Source organism: Streptomyces sp. NPDC056486 (genome assembly GCF_042795295.1).
In the GTDB taxonomy this organism is placed as follows: domain Bacteria; phylum Actinomycetota; class Actinomycetes; order Streptomycetales; family Streptomycetaceae; genus Streptomyces.
Window position 1 is genome coordinate 17,832 of the sequence record NZ_JBHTSF010000015.1, and the last position, 19,453, is coordinate 37,284.

Annotated in this window: 4 protein-coding genes; all 4 read right to left on the bottom strand. The window is 71.8% G+C overall.

The window, feature by feature from the left end; genetic code table 11:
* Positions 1-7: 7 nt before the first annotated feature.
* Positions 8-9,286, bottom strand: coding sequence for an SDR family NAD(P)-dependent oxidoreductase (locus ACFQ7F_RS09250; protein ID WP_383268453.1), 9,279 nt, complete (start codon positions 9,284-9,286; stop codon positions 8-10).
* Positions 9,287-9,343: 57 nt separating this feature from the next.
* Positions 9,344-15,610 carry an SDR family NAD(P)-dependent oxidoreductase gene (locus ACFQ7F_RS09255; protein ID WP_383268456.1) on the bottom strand — a complete coding sequence of 2,089 codons (6,267 nt, stop codon included), beginning with the start codon at positions 15,608-15,610 and terminating at the stop codon, positions 9,344-9,346.
* A gap of 184 nt (positions 15,611-15,794) precedes the next feature.
* Positions 15,795-17,444 (bottom strand): NAD(P)/FAD-dependent oxidoreductase, encoded by a 1,650-nt coding sequence (locus ACFQ7F_RS09260; RefSeq protein ID WP_383268459.1) that lies wholly within the window; start codon positions 17,442-17,444, stop codon positions 15,795-15,797.
* A gap of 55 nt (positions 17,445-17,499) precedes the next feature.
* Positions 17,500-19,453 (bottom strand): LuxR C-terminal-related transcriptional regulator (locus ACFQ7F_RS09265; RefSeq protein ID WP_383268461.1); only part of this gene is annotated, 1,954 nt, incomplete at its 5' end.

The following is a 19,453-nucleotide window of genomic DNA, read 5'->3' on the forward strand; positions in this document are numbered from 1 at the left end:
TCGGTCCTCACTTCTCTTCAGTCAGATCCGCGACGTCCGCCTGGACGGCTCGGACGAGTTCGTCGAAGGACAGCGCTGTGGGGTCGGTGTCGCGGTCGGGGGCGGCCGGGCCAGCACCAGGATCGGTCTGTTGCGGGGCGGTGTCCGTGCTGGGTTGCCGCATGCCGCGCAGGTCCGCTATGTACGCGGTGAGCAGGGTGACCGTGGGGTGGTCCAGGGCCGCCGTCGCCGGCAGATCGAGGGCGAGCGCGTGTGAGAGGCGAGTGCGCAGGTCGATGACCATGATGGAGTCGAGCCCGAGGTCGCCGAAGCCGAGATCGTCGTCGATCGGGCCCCGTTCGCCCAGCACCTCGGCGAGGAAATCACGGACGGCGGACCGGAGGTGGTCCTGTGCCTCCTCGTCGTCCAAGCCGCTGAGCAGCTCGCTCAGCCGGCCCCGATGCGGACGGCCGACGGGCGCGGAACCCGGCCGCGGTGCCGCTCCGCCCAGCAGCATGGCCCTGGGGTGTCCCGCGGCGCGGTCCGTGTAGCGGACCGCGTCCACGGCGACGGCGACCAGGCGCGCGTCCCCGGCGGTGAGGTCAGGTTCCGCGATGCACAGCTGGAGCAGGTCGTTGGCCTGTTCGTCGTCGAGTGGTGTGATGCCGAGCCTGCCGATGGCCTCCCCGGTCGCCGCGGACCCGGCGAGGCCCGCCTTCGCGTGCGGTATCCAGGGGCCCCAGGCCACGCTCGTGGCCGGGGTGCCAGTGGCCCGCAGTGTGCGCGCCAGGCCGTCCAGAAAACCGTTGGCAGCGGCGTAGTTGGCCTGGCCGGCGCTGCCGAGCACACCTGACACCGAGGAGAAGAAGATCAGTGCGACCAGGTCGTCGCCGCTGTCCTCCAGGGCGGCCGTCAGATGGGCGGCGCCGGTCGCCTTCGCGGCGAAGACGCGTGCGAAGGCCTCGTCGTCGAGGCGCTCGAAGGCGCGGTCGTCGGACGTTCCCGCCAGGTGGAGCACGATCTTCAAGGGTGCGTCCCGGCCCGCCTCGGTCACGGCGCGGCGGCAGTCCTCGGGGTCGGTGACATCGCCCTTGACGATGCGTACGCGGGTGCCGCCCGCGGTGATGGCGGCAATGACCCGCCGGCCCTCGACGTCCGGTGCGGAGCGTCCCATGAGCGTGATGGCGGGTACCCCCCACGCGGCAAGCGCGGTGGCCGTGCTCAGTCCCAGGGCACCGAGGCCCCCGGTGATCAGTGCTGCCCCGTCGGTGGCGAAGCCGGGAGGCCCGTCGGGCCGGGGCTCGTCGCACGGGACAAGGCGCACCGCGCGGACGCCGTCGCCGCCGACTTCCAGGCGGGTTTCCGGAATCGACGTGTCGAGCGCGTCGGTGAGAGCGCGGGCCACATGACCGGCGCTCTCCGTCCGGCCCGCGGTGCCGACCGCCACCCGGAGCAGCCTGCGCTCGGTCTGCTCGGCTTCGAGCGCGGTGAGCATGGCCCACAGCGCCTCGCGGCGTGGGGCCCGGGGATCGGGTTCGCCCCGCTCCGGGGCCGCGCACAGCACGGCGTAGGGAAGGTGCTGCGGGGTCGCGCGCAGGGCGTCGGCAAGCGTGCGTACGGAGGTGAGAACCGCCTCCGGCGTGCAGGGCGCCGTCGTGTCGTCCGGGTGGCCGGAGTCCGGGGCCGCCACGAGGAATCGGGGGTCGATGACCAAGTCGACGTCCAGCGCGTCCAGTTGATCCGCCGTCGCTTCGGTTACGCGGTGCCCCAGCTCTTCGAGCGCGCTCCTCAGGTCCTTGGCGTGCGGCTGCTCCGGCGTGTCCAGGACGGCCATGTGGTAGGTGCGGGCGGCTGCTTCGGGCGTCTTCGCCGTGAGGTGCTCGCTGCGCAGCACGTACGCGTGCCGGATCCGTTCGCGCAGCGACCGCTCCAGGAGCGAACGGGGCGCGCTGCGGAACCGGAAGCGCTCGACGTCGAGCACCGTCGCGCCCGTGTCGTCGAAGAGGTGCAGGTCGGCCGATTGGATGGCGAGGAAGTCCGAGGGTTCACCGCTGTGGTGACCATCCCTCACCACCCGTATGTGAGCCCAGAGCTCGCGCAGACGGGCGGGGCGTCCGCTCAGCGAGACGCGTGCCGCCGCGAACGGAATGGCGAGGGCGGCCTCCTCCGTGGCGGAGCCGGGCTCCGCGGCCGCGACCGCGAAGGCCACCGTGCTCTGGAGACAGGAGTCGAGAAGGCCCGGGTGGATCTCATAACCGTCAGGGTCTTCGTTCATGTCATCCGGCTGGGTGAACCGGACCAGTGCCTCGTCACCGTCGATCCACACATCACGGATCCAGCGGAAGGACGGGCCCAAGTGGTAGCCGACATCGCGCAGATGGAGGTAGAAGGAGTCGCCGTCCAGGTGCTTTTCGGCGCCTTCGATGAAGGCCCCCCTCGGGAAGACGCCTCTGGCCGGCTCCGCGCGCGGAGGCACGACACGCGCCGTGAGGTGCTCCTGCCACTGGCCGTGCTCGGGGTCCACGAGGCTCTGTACGCTCACGTTGCGGGTGCCGTGCTCCTGCACCTCCTCGATGACCTGGAGGTCGTAGAGCTCCCCGTCTCTGAGCACCAGGGCGCGGGGGAAATGCAGGTCCTCCAGGGTGACGTGGGCTCCTTCGCTGCCGAGCGCCGACAGGACCGTGGCGGTCTGGGAGGCGCCGGGCACCGAGACGACGCCGAAGAGCCGATGGTCGGTCAGGTGCGCGGGGTAGACGGTGCTGCGCCGGGTGGCGAACACGCGGCCGGCGCGCAGTGCCGGGGAGCGCAGCTCGGTGCCCCAGGCCGGTGCGTCGGCCCGTGTGTCGACCGGGGCGTGTCGTGCGACGGACCGGTCGACGGCCTGTGGCATGAGCCCGCCCTGGTCCGCGGTCCTGGTCCAGTGGCGAGTGGGCGCGAAGGGGTACCGCGGGGCGTCGACGTGGCGCCCGTGGGCGGCGTGCTCCGCGCCGTTGACGCGGCGCCAGTCGAGGTTCTGGCCGAGTTCGTAGAGCTTGCCCGCGGCGGTGCGCAGGGTGTCACGGCCCACGGCTCCCCGCCGTAGGGAGTAGGCGACACCTCCATGAGGGGTGGTGCCCGCGCCTTGGACCAGGCTGACCAGCGTGCGGCCGGGGCCGATCTCCAAACACACGTCCACGTCAAGTCCGCTCAACCGGCGTACGCCGTCGAGGAACCGGACCGGGCGGCGGGCGTGTTCGCGCCAGTAGCCGGCGTTGTACTCGTCGTGCGACACGAGGCGCCCCGTCACATTGGACACGACGGGAACGGTGGCGGGCCGGAACTCCAACGGAGCGACGGCGTCGGCGAATTCGTCCAGGGCCGGGTCGAGGAGTCGGGAGTGGAAGGCGTGCGAGACGCTGAGCCTGCGGTGTCGCACGCCGAGTTCGGTGAGCCGCTTCTCCAGATCGGTTACGGCCTCGGGAGAGCCTGAAAGGACGCTCGCGCCAGGGCCGTTGACCGCGGCGAGGTCGAGCCCCGCGGCCTCGGCCCAGGTGGCCGCATCCTCCTCGGGCGCCGACACGGCGAGCATGGCGCCGCGCTCCGTGGCCTGCATCAGGCGGGCGCGGTCGGCCGTGAGCCCGAGTCCGGTGCGCAGGTCCATCACACCGGCGCAGAGCGCCGCGGAGATCTCGCCGACGCTGTGGCCCATCACCACGGAGGGAGTCACGCCCCAGGACTTCCACAGCTCGGCGAGGGCGAACTCCAATGCCACCAGGGCGGGTTGGGTGATCCGAGTCTCGTTGACCGCGTCCGGGTCCGCCGGATACAGGACCAGATCGGTCAGAGAAGCACCGAGGGCCGGCGCGAGGTAGCGGTCACAGGCGTCGTACGCGGCGCGGAACACCGGCTCGGTCTCGTAGAGATCGCGCCCCATCCCGGCGTACTGGCTGCCTTGCCCGGAGAACAGGAAGGCGATCCTGGGCGCGGTCCGGCCGTGCGGGGCGGCGTCCCTCGGGCCGGTGTTGTTCAGAGCGGCGAGGAGCTGTTCGCGGTCCCGGCCGACGAGAGCGCGACGGTGGGGGAAGTGGGCGCGGCCGGCCCCCGCGGCGGCTGCCAGGGCGGCCAGTTCACCCGTGTCGGCGTCCGCGATGCGCTGCTGCCAGGCCGCGGAGAGCCGGGCGAGGCCCGCCGGATCGGGGGCGGAGAGCGGGAAGAGGTGCAGGGCGTCGTCCTGCACCCGTAGGACGTCATCCGGTGCCGGGGCTTCCGCGAGAACGACGTGGGCATTGGTGCCGGTGAACCCGAAGCCGGAGACCCCCGCCACGCGGGGGGCGCCGCCCGTGGTCCGCCACGGTGTCGTGGACTCCACCACCTGGACGTTCATCGACTCCCAGTCGATGTGCGGATTGGGCTCGGAGAAGTGCAGGTTGCCCGGCAGCAGCCCATGCCGCAGGGCGAGCACCGTCTTGATGACGGAAGCCATGCCTGCGGCGGACTCGCAGTGGCCGATGTTGCTCTTGACCGAGCCGACCCGCAGGGGTGCTCCGGCCTTGCGGTCCGGACCCAGGACCCGCCAGGCGGCGCCCAGTTCGATGGGATCGCCGAGCGCGGTGCCGGTGCCGTGAGCTTCGAGGTACGACACTTCGTGACCTTCGGTGGCGGCGTCGGCGAGCGCCGCCTCGAACATCGCCTCTTGGGCTGTGCCGCTGGGTGCGGTGAGCCCGGACGAGGCACCGTCCTGGTTGACGGCGCTGCCGCGGATCACTGCGAGGACCGCATCGCCGTCCCGCCGGGCGTCGCTCAGCCGCTTCAGTACGAGGACGCCGCAGCCCTCGGCCCGTACGAAGCCGGTGGCGTCGGCGGAGAAGGTACGGCACCGGCCGTCCGCGGAGAGCATGTGGGCGCGGCTGACGGCCACGGACGCCGTCGGATCCAGGATGACGTTCACGCCGCCGGCGAGGACTGCGTCCGTCTCGCCGGAGCGCAGTGAGCGCAGGCCGAGATGGAGGGCTACGAGGGAGGAGGAGCAGGCGGTGTCGACGGCGATCGCGGGCCCGTTCAGACCGAGGGTGTAGGCGATTCGGCCGGCGGCGGCGTTCAAGGCGGTGCCGGTGCTGTAGTACGCGTCGAGCCCGGTGGGGCCGTCCTGCGCGAGCAGCCGCGCGTAGTCGCCGTAGCTGATGCCGACGAACACACCGGTCCGGCTGCCCTTCAGACTCCTGGGATCGATGCGGCCGTCCTCGAGCGCGTGCCAGGCGGACTCCAGGAGGAGCCGCTGCTGCGGGTCGAGGTTCTCCGCCTCCCGGGCCGGGATGCCGAAGAACTCGGCGTCGAACCGGTCGATGTCGCGCAGGAACCCGCCCTGGTCACTGGCAATGCTGCCGGGCTCGTCCGCTTCCTGGTCCGATGCCGCGTAGGCGGCGGCGTCCCAGCGGTCCGCAGGCACTGTCCCGACACCGTCCCGGCCCGTACGCAGCAGGTCCCAGAAGGCGTCGATGTCGTCGGCACCCGGGAAGCGCCCGGCCATCCCGACGATGGCGACGGGCTCGGGGTGGCCGGGGGAGGGAACGGCCGCGGCGGGCTCCCGAGCGGGGGCGGAATGCTGCGGCGAGAGCACCGGCGAAGGGCGGGCCGGCGGAACGGACGCGTCCGTGCGGGGCGACCCGGTGGACGCGGACAGAAGATGCGAGGCCAGTTCACCGACAGTGGGGTGGTCGAACGCGTCGGCCACCGTGAGGGGCGCGTCGAACGCCGCGGCGAGCCGGGTCACGAGGTCGACGGCTGCGATCGAGTCCAGGCCCAGGTCGAAGAAGCCGGTGTCCCGGCGCACAGCGCTCGGGTCGTCGTGGCCCAGGACGTCCGCGAGGATACGGGCGACATGGTCGCGGGCGGCCTCCGGACGGACGCCCTCGTGGAGCTCGGCGAGTGCGCCGACGACACAGGGCTCCGGGGCGGGACCCGCGGCGTCCCTCCGGTCGGTGGCGGCGGCCTCTTCCGCGCCCTCGGTCACCACCCCTGCGCCCAGCTCGGCGAAGAGGCCGCGTGGCCGCAGTCCCGCCATCACGTGCCCGAAGCGGTTCGGGTCGAGGGGACACGCCACGATGTGCCCCGCGTGACCGGGCACCCTGGCGGTGAGTTTGGCGCAGCCCGCCGCCGGGCCGAGAGGCCCGACACCGAGTCGTGCGTACCGCTCCTGGGAGACGGCGTCCGCCATACCCCGGCCGTCGAGGGCCCACGGCCCGTACGCGACGCTCACCGCGGGCAGCCCCTCGGACACCCGTTGCGCGACAAGACCGTCGAGTGCGCCATTCGCAGCCGAGTACGCAGCGCACTGCTCAGTCCCCCACACGGCGGACACCGATGAGACCAGCAGGAAGAAGTCCAACTCCCAGCCCACGGAGGCCTGGTGGAGCCACCACGCTCCGGATGCCTTGTCGCGAAGCGCGGCGGTGAACTCGGGGATCCCGGTGGCGGCAGCCGGGGCCCGGTCGATGCTCCCCGCCGCGTGGAGCACGCCGCGCACGGGCGGCATGCCGTCGAGCGGCGCGCACGCGGCGGCCAGGGCCTCGGCGGTGTCGCACCCTCCGCCCTGATAGACGACCTGCTCGGCCTCGTCCCGCAGCCGGGCCAGCAGCTCCGTCGCTTCCGCGTCGAGCCGGTTCTCGGCTCGGCGCCCGATGAGCAGCAGATGGCGGGCGCCACGGCGGACCAGGTCGCCGGTCAACTGCCCTCCCACGGCACCGAGCCCACCGGTCACGACGTACGTACCGTCGGCGTGCACCGGCAGCGGAGCGGGCTCGGCATCCGTGGGCCTCAGCCGCGCGAAGAGCAGCCGCCCCTCGCGTACGGCGACAAGGTCCTCGATGTGTCGGCCGTCCCCCGCGCCCACGAAGTCGACCAGGGTGCCCAGATCGGCCACCGTCGGTTCGCCGGGGAGGTCCACCATGCCGCCCCAGGCGGCGGACAGTTCGAGCCCCAGGACAGGGGCGAGCCCGTGCAGGGCGGCGTGGTCGGTGGCCGTCACCGCGTCTTCGGGGCCGGTACGACGGGCGGCTCGCGTGACGGCAAGCGCCCGCCGTCCCCCTCCGGTCGCCGCATCGAGGGCCGCGACGGCCGCCGTGAGCGCGGCGCACAGGGCGGCGGGGGAGTGGGTGTCGCCGTCGGACGCCGTCGCCCGCCAGGCCAGGACAAGGCGCGCCGGGGTGTCGCCCGGGCGACCGTCCCAGAGCTCCTGCCACGCTCCCGCGGTGTCGGGCAGCGTCCGCGTCTGCCAGCCGTCGGCCGCGGTCACGGCGGCCCCCTGCGGCACGAGCAGGGTGCCGCCCCACCCGCGCGCGGCGGCCGCGTGGGCGAGGCCCGCGAGCAGTTCGGTGTCGTCGCCCGCGAGGACGAGTGCGGGGCGGTCGCGCCCCGGGGCGGTGCTGACCGCGGGGGCCTCGTGCCAGGTGACCTCGTAGTCGCTCGGGCGGGGGGGCGTGAGCGTCGCGTCGGCAGCCTTCGCGACCGCAGGCCGGGCCGTTCCCTCCGGTGCGTACCGTTGCCGCTGCCACGGATAGCTCGGCAAGTCGATGACACGGCGCGGGAGTTCACTGCCGAGTGGCTCGCCGTCGGTGCCGTCCGCCGCGCCCGTGGCCATCGCCTCGGTGACCTCGTCCCCGGCAGCCAGGGCTCGCAGCGAGTCGGCCGCCGCCGCGGGGGTCGCGGCGGTGATCCGCGCCCGGGCCTGCAGGCGGGCCCGGCCCGCGGTCGCCGTGTGAGCGAACGCCGGGTAGTCGGCGGGGGAGAGCGTGCCGAGCCGCTCGGTGTAGGAGGCGGCGAGCGCCCGAAGAGCCTCGGGTGTTCTGGCCGATATCTCGAACCCGGTGACGGGCAGGTTCGCCGGGGTGTCCTCGGGGGCGCCGTGCGACAACTCGTCCTGTGTCGGCAGACCGAGGATCACCTGCGCGTTGGTGCCGCTCATGCCGAATGAGCTGACCGCCGCGTGGTCGCCGCTGTCGGGCGACCAGTCCGTCAGGGCGGTCGGTACGGTGATCCCGGTGCCGGACAGGTCGATGCGCGGGTTGAGGGTTTGGAAGTGCACGACGGGCGGTACCTTCCGGTGCCGCAGACACAGCATGGCCTTGACGAGTCCGGCTGCTCCGGCCGCCGACTCCAGATGCCCGAAGTTCGTCTTGACCGCACCGACCGGCAGCGGCGCGCCACCGTTGCGCCGGCCGAGCGCGGAGACGAGGGCCTCCATCTCGATCGGATCGCCGAGCGAGGTACCGGTGCCGTGCGCCTCGACGAATCCGATGTCGGCGGGTTCCAGGCGCGCGGAGGCGAGTGCCGATTCGATGAGGGAGATCTGCGAGAGCACATTGGGCGCGGTGAAACCGCCCGAGCGGCCGTCCTGATTGACCGCCGAGCCGCGGATCACGGCATGCACCCGGTCTCCGTCGCGCACCGCGTGATCGAGCCGCTTGAGGACTACGGCGCCGCATCCCTCACCCCGGGTGAAGCCTGCGGCCCGGGCGTCGAACGTGCGGCACAGGCCGTCCGGCGACAGTGAACGCGTCTCCCGCACCAGGCGCATGGACCGCGGCGACATCATCAGGTTGGCACCGGCCGCGAAGGCTGTCTCGCACTCGCCCCGCCGCAGGGCCTGCACTGCGAGGTGCACGGCCACGAGCGACGAGGAGCACGCCGTGTCGACGGAGAGCGCGGGCCCGTTCAGACCGAGCGCGTAGGCGATGCGCCCCGCCGCGAAGTTGTGCCCGTTTCCCGTGGTCCAGTACGCGTCGGGCTCACCGTCCAGCCAGTCCCGGTAGTCCTGCCACATGATGCCGAGGTAGAGCCCCGCGCTGGAGCCCGCGAGCCGGTCGGCGGGCAGCGCCGCGTTCTCCAGGGCCTCCCACGTCACCTCGAGGAGCATCCGGTGCTGCGGGTCGAGATGGCGGGCCTCACGGGGGCTGATCCCGAAGAAGTCCGCGTCGAAGTCGAGGACTTCGTCCAGGAAGCCGCCTCGCTGCGCAAGCCCCTCCCACTCTTGGGCGAAAGGCCCTTTGCGGTGGGCGGGCATGGGCCGCACCAGGTCACGGCCCTCGGCCAGCGCCGTCCAGTAGCCGTCGAGATCGTTGATGCCGCCGGGCAGACGCAGGCCGACACCGATCACGGCGATGGGCTGGTCACTCTGCTGCTCGTCCAGGCGCTGCTGCAGTCTGCGGACGGTGGCCAGCGCGCGGGAGAGCGGGGTCTGCTTCGTCGCACCGGACCGTGCGGCCTGGGCTGTCCCCGGCTCCGCGCCGGTGTTCTCGTCCGTGTTCGGGGCATCCATGTCCGGGCTCTTCATGTACGGAGTTCCTCGCAGTGGGGTGATGACGGCCGGAGAAGGGGTTCGGTGAGGACGTCAGTCCGCTCCACCCGCTTCGGACAACTGGCCTACGAGCGCCGTCGCCAGGGCCGTCGGGCTGCCGTAGGACCACAGGAGGGTGGGCGACAGCTTGATGCCGAGGGCGGCTTCGAGTCGGTTGCGCAGTTCGAGGCTCATCAGGGAGTCGAGGCCGAGCGCCTTGAGGGGGGTGTCCCCCTCCATGGACGTGGGGTCGATCCGCAGGACACGGCCGGCCAGTTCCCGCACGGTGCCCTCCACGATCCCGCCCCGTTCGTCCGGTTGCGCCGCCGCGAGACGTGCCCGGAGCTCGGCCCCGGACCCACCGCCACTGCTGCCGTCCTGTGCCGCGGCACGTAGCAGTTCCCAGCTCTTGAGGGCCGCGGTGTCGGGATAGGCGTCGAACCACTGGCGCAGGTCGATGGGGACGTAGCCGACGACGGGCTCGTCCTGGTCGAGCAGCCGCATCAGCGCCGGCCAGGCCTCCGCCACGTCGATGCCGCCCATGCCGCGCTCGGCGAGCCGCGCGCCGCGTCGGCTGTCGTCGGCGGCGAGTCCCACGTCGGTGACGGGGCCCCACTGGACGCTGAGCGCCGGACGGCCACGGCGTCTGCGTGCCTCGGCGAGAGCGTCGAGGTAGGTGTTTCCCGCGGCGTAGACCGCCTGGCCGGGGTTGCCGACGAGGGCCGCCGCCGACGAGAACAGGACGAAGAGGTCCAGTGGGTCGTGCTCCGTCGCCGCGTCCAGGTGCCGTGCCCCGTCGGTCTTGGGGGTCAGCACGGCGGCCAGCTGTTCGGACGTGACATTGACGACCGTGGCGTCGTCGAGCACCCCGGCTGCGTGCACCACGCCGCGCAGCGGCGGCAGTTCGGCGCGCAGTCCGTCGAGGGCCGCGTCGAGGGCGGCCCGGTCACCGACGTCGCACTGCACGGTGTTCACCCGGATTCCGTCGGCACGCAGCGTGGCGATCCGCCGCTCAGCCTCGGGGCTCACCGCGGACCGGCCGAGGAGGGCCAGGTGCCCGGCGCCGTTGCGGGCGAGGAACTCGGCCAGCGACAGCCCCAGGGCGCCGAGGCCGCCGGTGATCAGATATGTGCCGTCGGCACGCAGCCGCCCCTCGGGCAGCGGCACGGCAGCCACCCCGTCGATGTCACGCAGCCCGGTGACGACGATCCGCTCGGGGCCGGTCGACTCACCTGGTGCCGGGGTGAGCCCGGCGTAACCGAGGCGGTGCACGGGCAGTGGCTCCAGCTTGCCGGAGACGACCATGTCCCAGGCCGTGTCGAGCGCTTGGGTGAACCGCTCGGGACGCATGGCGAGAAGCCCTGCCATGTCGATGGTGGCCAGGCTGATGCCGCCGTGCAGCGCGTCGAGGTCGATCGAGCGGCCGGTGCCGCCCGACGCGGTGGCGCCGGTGTCGAGGAACCGCCCGCCGGGGGAGAGCAGCTCGAGTTCGGAGCGTACGGCGGTGCCGGTGAGGGGGCCGAACACGATGTCCACGCCGCGGCCCGACGTGGCCTTCCTGACCCGCTCGTGCCAGAACGGGTCGCCGGTGTCGAAGACGTCGTCGGCACCGAAGTCGGCCAGCTGCCGACGTCCCTCCGTGTCGTGGTCGGCGCCGAGCACCCGGGCCCCGAGAAGCCGGGCCGCCTGAACGGCGGCGAGACCGAGACCTCCTGCCGCCGAGTGGACGAGGACGGTGTCGTCGGGGGCGAGTCGGCCGATGTCGGCCAGCGCGTACCAGGCGGTGGCCATGGCGAGCGGCAGTGCGGCTGCCTCGGCGTCGGGCAGCCCGTCGGGAGCGGTGCGTACGTGATCGGCGTGCACCGTCACATGGCTGGCGAGCGCGTCGGCCGCGCACGCCACCACCCGGTCGCCGACCTTGAAGCCGTCGACGTCGCTGCCGACTTCGATGACGATTCCGGCGCAGGAGGCGCCCAGGAGCCCCCCGGCCCGCCCGGTGCGGGCACCGGCCCTCTCCAGTGCCGTCGCGGTCACTTCGATTTCGACCTCGTCGGGGCCCGGCGGACGCCGGTCGAGGGGGACGAGATCGAAGGCGTCGCGGCGTGTGGCTCCGACAGCGGCGCGGAACGGTTGACGCGGGGTGCGGGGCAAGGGGAGCACGGCGGCGGACTCGTCCGTCGCCAGGCCGCGGACGAGCCGGGTGGCGAGACGGTGCGGGCCGCGCAGCGCGACCTGGTCCTCCGTGGCGGTGCCGACGAGCTCTGCCGCACAGGCGGTGGCCCACTCCTCGTCGGAGGGGAGAACATCGATGAGCCGCGCCTCGAATTCGCCGTGCTCGCGCCGCAGCGCCCGCGTGAATCCCCAGTATTGGGCCGTTCCCGGATCGGGGATGTGATCGCCGCCTGCCGCTTGGGCGCCGACGGTGACGACCGCGAGCCGCGGGGGGACGGGGAGGGCAGTGCCGGCACGGACGAGTTCGACGAGGTCGCTGAGCCCTGCGCGCTGCGCGGTGGCCCCGGCCGCGGCGGGCGGGGCCACGAAGACCACGCCGTCCGTCGCGGTGACCTCCGGCGTATCGGTGCGGGTCACCAGGGCTCCCAACCGGGTGAGAGCGTCGGCGAGCCGATCGGCGATGTCGCCCGCGTCGGCGGACACCGCGGACACCACGGTCCAGCGTGCCCCGTCACCCCGCACCTCACCGGAGCCGGGGTCCGGGACATCGGTCCACCGCACCCGGTGCCACCGCTCCGTGTCCGAGGGAGCTTCCCCGCCTCCCGGCAGTGGTTCGAGGACGAGGGCCTCCATCACGAGCAGGGGCCTCCGCTCGTCGTTGAAGACGGTCACGTCGACTGTGCCGTCGTCGCGACGCCTGGCGTGCGACCAGGCGTGGGTGACGGGCTGTTCGAGGTCGCCGACGAGGTGCACGGACCGGACCGACGTGGGAACCAGCGGACCGTCCGTGCGGCTGTCCAGCGCGAGGGAGATCTGCAGGGCGCCGTCCCACAGCGCGGGGTGGAGCACACCTGCGCGGTTGGTGGCCCGCAGCCGTTCGCCGAGCATCACTTCGCCCACGGCCTCGTCACCGGAGGCGGAAACCCGCACGGACCGCACACCCTGGAAGGCAGGGCCGTACTCCAGTCCGCGTGCGGCACAGGCGAGGTAGAAGTCCTCACCGGAGATCTCGGCGGACGATGCCGAGGTCTCCCGGGCCGTCTCGTACCAGGCGGGGAAGTCCGGCCCTGCGGAGTCCGGTGCGGAGCGGCTGATCCGGGCTGTCGCGTTCACCGTCCACTGTGTGTCGCCGGGAGCCAGCGAGAGCAGCCGCCAGGCGCCGCGTGCGGTGTCGTCCTGATGCCATTCGGCCGTGATGCCCACCGGGGCGTCGCCGAGGGCGATCTCCTTGCGGAAGACGACATCGTCGATCCGTACGGGGCCCGAGCCGAGGCCGTCACGGGCGGTGTGCACAGCCAGCGTCAGCATGCCAGCCCCTGGCAGCACCGCCGCGCCGTGCACCCGGTGGTCGCCCAGCCACGGCAGGTCCGGCAGTGCCAACTCCAGCTCTGCGAGGCGGACATCGGGGCGCCCGGCGGCCGGACCGAAGCGCGGATCGAAGGCCCGCACGGCACCGGAAATCTGTTGTCGCACGGGCGTCCAGTGACGTTCGCCGCGGAACGGATAGCCCGGCACCGGCACTAGGGCACGCCGCGGCAGAGCGCCGAAGGGTTCGAGACCGCTCACATATCCGGCGGCGAGGGATCGGGCGAAGTCGTCGATGCCGCCGTGGTGACGGCGCAGCGTGGTGAGCACGGCGGGCGGCTGCGCCCGTCCGGCAGCCAGTTGTTCGACGGCAGGAGAGAGCACCGGGTGCGGGCTGATCTCCACGACATGCGTGACACCGTCGTCGAGCAACGCCTGCATGGTGTCGGCGAACTGCACAGGACTGCGCAGGTTCTCCACCCAGTAGGCGGCGTCCATCTCGGGGCCATCGAGTACACGACGGCGCACGGTGGACATCAGCGGGACCGACCCGGCGCGGGGCCGGGCAGGAGCGAGAGCCGTCAGCAGGTCCGCTTCCAGGGGGTCCATCTGGGGGCTGTGCGACGCGTAGTCGACGTTGACCAGCCTGCAGTACGTGCCTTCGGCTTCCAGGAGCTCCTTCAGTATCAGGACGGAGTCCTTCTCACCTGACAGGACACAGGAGTTGGGCCCGTTGTGCACGGCCAGTGACACGCTGTCCTCGAACCCTTCGAGGGCGGCGGTGGCAGACTCCCGGTCCAGGTCGACGGCGAGCATCCTGCCCTGCCCCGAGGTGCGCCGGGCGATCGCGCTGCGCCGCGCCATCACCAGGGCGGCGTCCTCGTAGCTGAGGACGCCCGCGAGGGTGGCCGCTGTGATCTCGCCCTGGCTGTGGCCGAGTACGACGTCGGGGCGCACACCCGAGGCCTGCCACAGCTCGGCGAGGCCGAGGGACATGGCCCACAGCGTGGGCTGGAGCATGTCGATGCGCGACATCCACTCATCGCCGGCCGTCCCGGCGAAGATGTCGAGGAGGTCCCAGTCGACGTGCGGGGCCAGGGCCGCGCGACATCGGCGCACGACATCGGCGAACAGCGGGCTGTCCCGGTAGAGGGCACAGCCCATGTCGCTCCACTGGGAGCCCTGGCCCGGGAAGACGAAGGCGGTGCGCCCACGCGGTAGGGCACGCCCTTCCACGACGCCCGGCAGTGTGGCGTCCGGTGCTGCCGCGGCGAACGCGGCGAGGCGGGTACGCAGCTCTTCGGTGTCCGAGGCCAGGAAGGCGGCGCGGGCCGGGAAGTGGTCGCGGCGCAGTGCGAGTGTGCCGGCGACGTGGGTGAGTGCGACGGTGGTGTCCTTCAGCGCCGCGTCGAGCTCCGTCGCGCGCTCCGTGAGCAGCTGAGGCTGCCGTGCCGAGAGCGGCACCAGGGCGGGGAGCCCGGTTTCCGGCGTCCGCTCACGGGGCTCGGCGGCCGGTTCGGGCGGGCTCATCGCGACGACATGGGCGTTGGTGCCGCCCCAGCCGAAGGAGTTGACGCCCATGTAGAGCGGTTCGTGGCCGGGCAGCGCGAGCGGTTCGCGCACGACGTGCAGGTTGAGGTCGTCGAAGGGGATGTCGGGGTTGAGTTCGGCCGAGTGGAGGCTCGGCGGAACGGTGCGGTGACGAAGGCAGAGCAGGACCTTGAAGAGGCCCGCCATACCGGCGGCCGCCTCCAGGTGTCCGATGTTGGTCTTGACCGAGCCGACGGCGAGCGGTCCTCCCGTGCGGTGCCGGGCCACGGCCCGGCCGATCTCGGTGACCTCGATGGGGTCGCCGCGCCCGGTGCCGGTCCCGTGCGCCTCGATGTAGGCGACCGCGCCGGGCGGTACGAGGCCGTCCGCGTACACGCGGGTCAGCAGGTCGCGCTGGCCGTCCGGGCTGGGTGTCACCAGGCTCGCACCGCCGCCGTCGTTGTTCACCACGGTGCGGGGGATGACGGCGTGGATGCGGTCGCCGTCCGCCAGCGCGCGCTCCAAGGTCTTCACATAGAGCGCCGCGACGCCCTCACCGCGTACGAATCCATTGGCGTGCGCGGAGAACGTCGCGCACCTTCCGTCGGGTGACAGCGCCCCGAAGTGCGTGAGTCCCACGGTCACATGGGGATCGAGCATGAGGTTGACGCCGCCGACGATCGCCGATTCGATCTCGCCCTGACGCAGTGCCTGGGCGGCCAGATGCAGGGCCACCAGCGAGGACGAGCAGCCTGTTTCCACGGTGAGGCTGGGGCCGCGAAGGCCGAAGACATAGGAGAGCCGGGCGGCTATCACGTCCAGGGCATTGCCCACCAGACTGTGCGAAGTGTGTGCCGCGTTGCGCTCCTTGCGCAGGAGTTCGTAGTCGTGCCAGGACGCGCCCACATACACGCCGGTGCGGGTGCCGGACAGGCCGGACACCTGCTGTCCGGCGTCCTCCATGGCCCGCCATGCCTCCTCGAGCAGCAGCCGCTGCTGTGGGTCGATGGCGGCGGCTTCGCGCGGGGAGATCCCGAAGAAGGCGGCGTCGAAGCGGTCGACGCCGTCGAGGAAACCTCCGACGGCCTGGATCTCCCGCTCGGGGTCCAGCTGCGCCGATGCGTCCCAACGGTCGGCGGGTACAGGCGAAATGGCATGGCCCCGGTCCATCAGGAGCCGCCACAGTCCCTCGACGTCCGGGGCCCCCGGGAAACGGCCCGACATGCCGACGACGGCGATGAATTCACTGTCCTTGCTGTGCTGGGTGTCGTTCGCGGTCCCGTACGTGACGTCCTGCGAGGTGCTCGCGTTCATTGGCTGCCCTTCACGCTGCGCGTCGGCGTGGCGGTTTCCGAATTCGGCATACGCCGTATCCGCCCATACGCCATACCGGCAGCCTATGGTCCCCACTTTCACGCCCAACACCCCTTTTTTTCGGGCCTTGCAGTGGCATACCCCTATCGAATGGATAGGGGTATGCCGCTGTCGCCGACCGGATTCAGCCGCGCAAGCGCATCCTGACCAGCCCCTTGCTCGCGTTGATCATTCGGGGGCCAATTTCAGGGGGGGCTTCTCTACGGCACCACACGGCGTTTGTCGCCATCTTCCCCGGTGACATGTTGAAGCACTGCGTATCACGCTCACCGAACTTGAACGACGGCGCGATGAAGTCCGCTCCGCGAATATGCTCGAGAATTCGTGCTGCTGCGGCCTTCGGCGAGGTCTGCCCCGCCTCCACGGATTCGCACAGCTCGCGCGTGAGGGTGCCCATCCTGTTGAACCCCTCACTCACCGGGAGAGGTGAACCGGGGCGCGCGCTGTCCTCCAGGTCGCGGAGTATCTTCTCGTCGCCGGTACGCGTGTAGCGGTAGTAGGCGTCCTCCAGCATCACATTTCCGAGCATGGTGCCGAGCATCCAGGTTCGATTGACCGCGTTCCACAGCTCGTAGTCGCGGAAGCCGACGAACGAGCTGTAGACCAGGTCGTCGTGGAAGTCGAACAGACCCTGCTGGAGTGTTTCGAGGTGATCGAAACGCTGCTGTGACCAGTCGCCGTCGCGGGAGGCCGCGATCAGCCGCCACCCCAGTGCGTTGACGAGTTCCAGGGTATTGGTCAGGCCCCGCGAATAGAGCGCGTCGATGAAGCCCGCCGCATGCGAGGTCAGGCAGAAGCGCTCGCCGACGACCTGCTTGGCGGAGTACTGGAGCCGTCCGGTGGACACCCAGGGGCGCACCGCCTTGGCGTTCTTGAACTGCCAGGCGATCTCCGGGAAACGGGCGAGGAAGGCGTCGAACTCCTGCTGGCCGGGCGTCTCGTCCTTGGGGTGCGTCCGGGGGTCGAGGGTGAGGCCGACGCTGCACAGCGGGTTGATGGATTCGGGATGGTTGTCGAAGGGGATCACCCACAGCCAGCCGCCGTCGAAGACGTGGTGCAGGGTTCCGTTGTGCCAGGGGTTGGGCTGCTTGTGCTGACGGCCGGCCGGTGCCTTGTCGAACGGCTCCACGCCGATCATGTGCGTGAACAGGGTGCGCGAGTGGGTGCGTGCGCGGGTCGGGGTCTCGCGCAGTGCGAACTTCTCCGCGAGCGGCGAGCGGAATCCGCTGCCGTCGACGACGTAACTCGCGCGGAACTCCTCACCGCGGTCCGTGCGCAGCACGGCGCCCGTGGCCGGGTCGATCTCGACATCGGATATGCGGGTCGCGAGGCGTGGCGTCGCGCCGTACTTCACCGCGACATTGAAGAGGTACGAGTCGATGTCCTGCCGGAAGAGATGAGTTTCCGTCCTGATCGCGGACGGCACTACCAGCTGATTGATCTTCTCGGGGTCCTGCAACTTCCCCTCTTCGTGGTACACGAACCCGAAGTTCTGCTTCTGCCCGCAGTACTTGGAAACCTGCTTACTGATTCCCTTGTGGCTGGACAACGGCATGATTTCCGGCACGTTATAGCGGTCCGCGATGAGCCGGGTCATTCCGGAGGTGTAAGGAATCGTCGACTCGCCGACCGCGAACCGAGGGTGGGTTCCGGCGTCAAGGAGGAGCACCTTCACGCCGTTGCGTGCCAGGATCGCGCCAAGCATTCCACCGGCCATTCCGCTTCCGAGTATCGCAACGTCGTATTCATTGGTGCTCGGGGTGATAGCGGTCATACAGGGTCTCTCCTCCACTCTCAGATCATGCATGGATGCGCCCATGACTTCCCCGTCAGGACGTCAACTCGGCCGCTTGCGGCCGCGATTCCACGGGGAGTTCGCTGCGCGCCCTGACATCGAGTTTCCGGAAAACGCGGGTGAGGTGCTGTTCCACCGTGCTCACGGTGATGAACAGCCTTTCCGAGATCTCCTTGTTGGTGTGGCCACGGGCCGCGAGCGCGGCGACACGCCGCTCGGCGCCGCTGAGCAGGTCGAGCGCTGCCGCCCGGGCGGCCGGGGCGGATGCCACCGGTGCGCGTCGCGGCCGGGCCTGGGCCAGGTCTTCGGCGACAGCGGCGGCCAGCGGCCCGGCCTTGCTCTCCTCGGCGAGGCGTGCCGCCATCTCCAGGACCGGGTGGGCCCGGGTGGGCTGCGCCGCCCGCAGGTGGGTGCGGCCCAGGTCGGCAAGGGCCCCGGCGGTCTGCAGCCGGTCGCCGGCGGCCTGCAGCGTCTCGGCGGCCTCGGTGAGCAGGTCCACTCGCGCCCACGCGTCGCCGGTCGCGGCGAGGGCGCGCAGGGCGAGCCCGCGGGCGCGGAACCGACCGCTGCCGAGCAGCGTGAGCTCTTCGAGGGCCAGGGCGTGCGCCTTGGCCCTGTCGCCCAGGGCGAGGTGGGCGCGGGCCGCCTCGGAGCGCCAGGGCACCAGGGACGGCTGGTCGAATCCCCAGTCGCGCATGCGGCTCGCGCAGGCCATGAAGTCGTCGAGCGCCGCGTAGGGACGGCCGGTCTCCAAGTGGTAGCGGCCCCGGGCGTGGAGAAAGTACAGACCGAAGCGGGTCGAGAACATGCCGTCGAGGACCGGGACTTCGAGGTACTCCTCGGCCGCCTCGTAGTCGCCCATCTCGGTGGCGGCCTGGACGAGGTTGGCCAGGGGCCCGCCCAGACACACCCCCCAGCTCTTCGCCGGCACCCGCGCCAGCGCCTGCTCCGCGAGACTCCGGGCGCCGGCCGGATCGCCCTGCCGCAGCAGGATCGAGGCCCTGAGCGAGGCGAACTCCGCCTCCCACAGGGGGACACGGCGCTCGCGTGCCTCGGCGATCCAGTGGTCGCACCAGCTGCCCGCGGCCTCCAGGCGCTCCCCGAAGAGCAGCGCCGCGACGGCGCACATGATCCATTCCTGGGTGTTCTTGCCGAGCCTCATGACCCGCATCGCCGCTTCCGCGTCATCGACGGCAGTGGTCCCCGGGCCCTGGGAGAGCACCCGCGTGAGCGCGGCGGCGCCGTGGATACGGGAGGACACGTCGCCCGTCGGGCGGGGCCGTGGCACGGGACCGTCCTGGACGGAGAGCACCGCGGAGCGCAGCAGCGGCGGATACGTCGCCGAAAGGAGCTCCCGGGTGGCGCTGATGTCCGAGGCACCCGCCGGGTCGAGCCCGGCGCTCGCCCCACCCCGGCCCATCCGCTCGATGGCCTCCACGGCCTCCTCGAAGCGGCCGTGCCACAACAGGTGCTTCGCCAGTGGCAGGGCGTGCTGGTCGGGCAGTCGCCCGTCGCGCAGCGCGGAGGCCAGCTCGCCGAGGTGCCGGGCGCTGATCGACGGATTGAGCAGCCATGCGGTGCCTGCCAACTGGGCTTTCAGCGCGACCCGTTCCCCGTCGTCGCGGCACATGGCGAGCGCCGCGTCCAGGCAGGCGTGGGCGTCGTCCGCGCGGTTGCCCGACAGATAGCGGTCCGCGGCCTCCCGCAGAACCGGCAACCCCCAGGGAAGGCAGCCGGGTTCGGCCGCCAGGAGATGCGGGGCGATCCGCACGGCGCTGGCCCCGTCCTCGTACAGCAGCTCCGCCGCACGGCGGTGCAGATCACGGCGTGCGTGCGAGGAGAGGTTCTGCAGCACCGTGTCCCGTGCGACGGGATGCCGGAAGCGGCCGGCCGAGATGAGGCCGGCCCCGAACCGGGCGGAGGGGGCCAGGTTAAACGCCGGCGCCACCACCTCGAGGGTCCCGACCCGGCGGCCCGGTGCGGGGTGC

Bases quoted from the DNA above. Each gene is read 5' to 3' on its own strand.
- ACFQ7F_RS09255 (WP_383268456.1), bottom strand. From the start codon at position 15,610: ATGAACGCGAGCACCTCGCAGGACGTCACGTACGGGACCGCGAACGAC.
- ACFQ7F_RS09260 (WP_383268459.1), bottom strand. From the start codon at position 17,444: ATGACCGCTATCACCCCGAGCACCAATGAATACGACGTTGCGATACTC.
- ACFQ7F_RS09250 (WP_383268453.1), bottom strand. From the start codon at position 9,286: ATGAAGAGCCCGGACATGGATGCCCCGAACACGGACGAGAACACCGGC.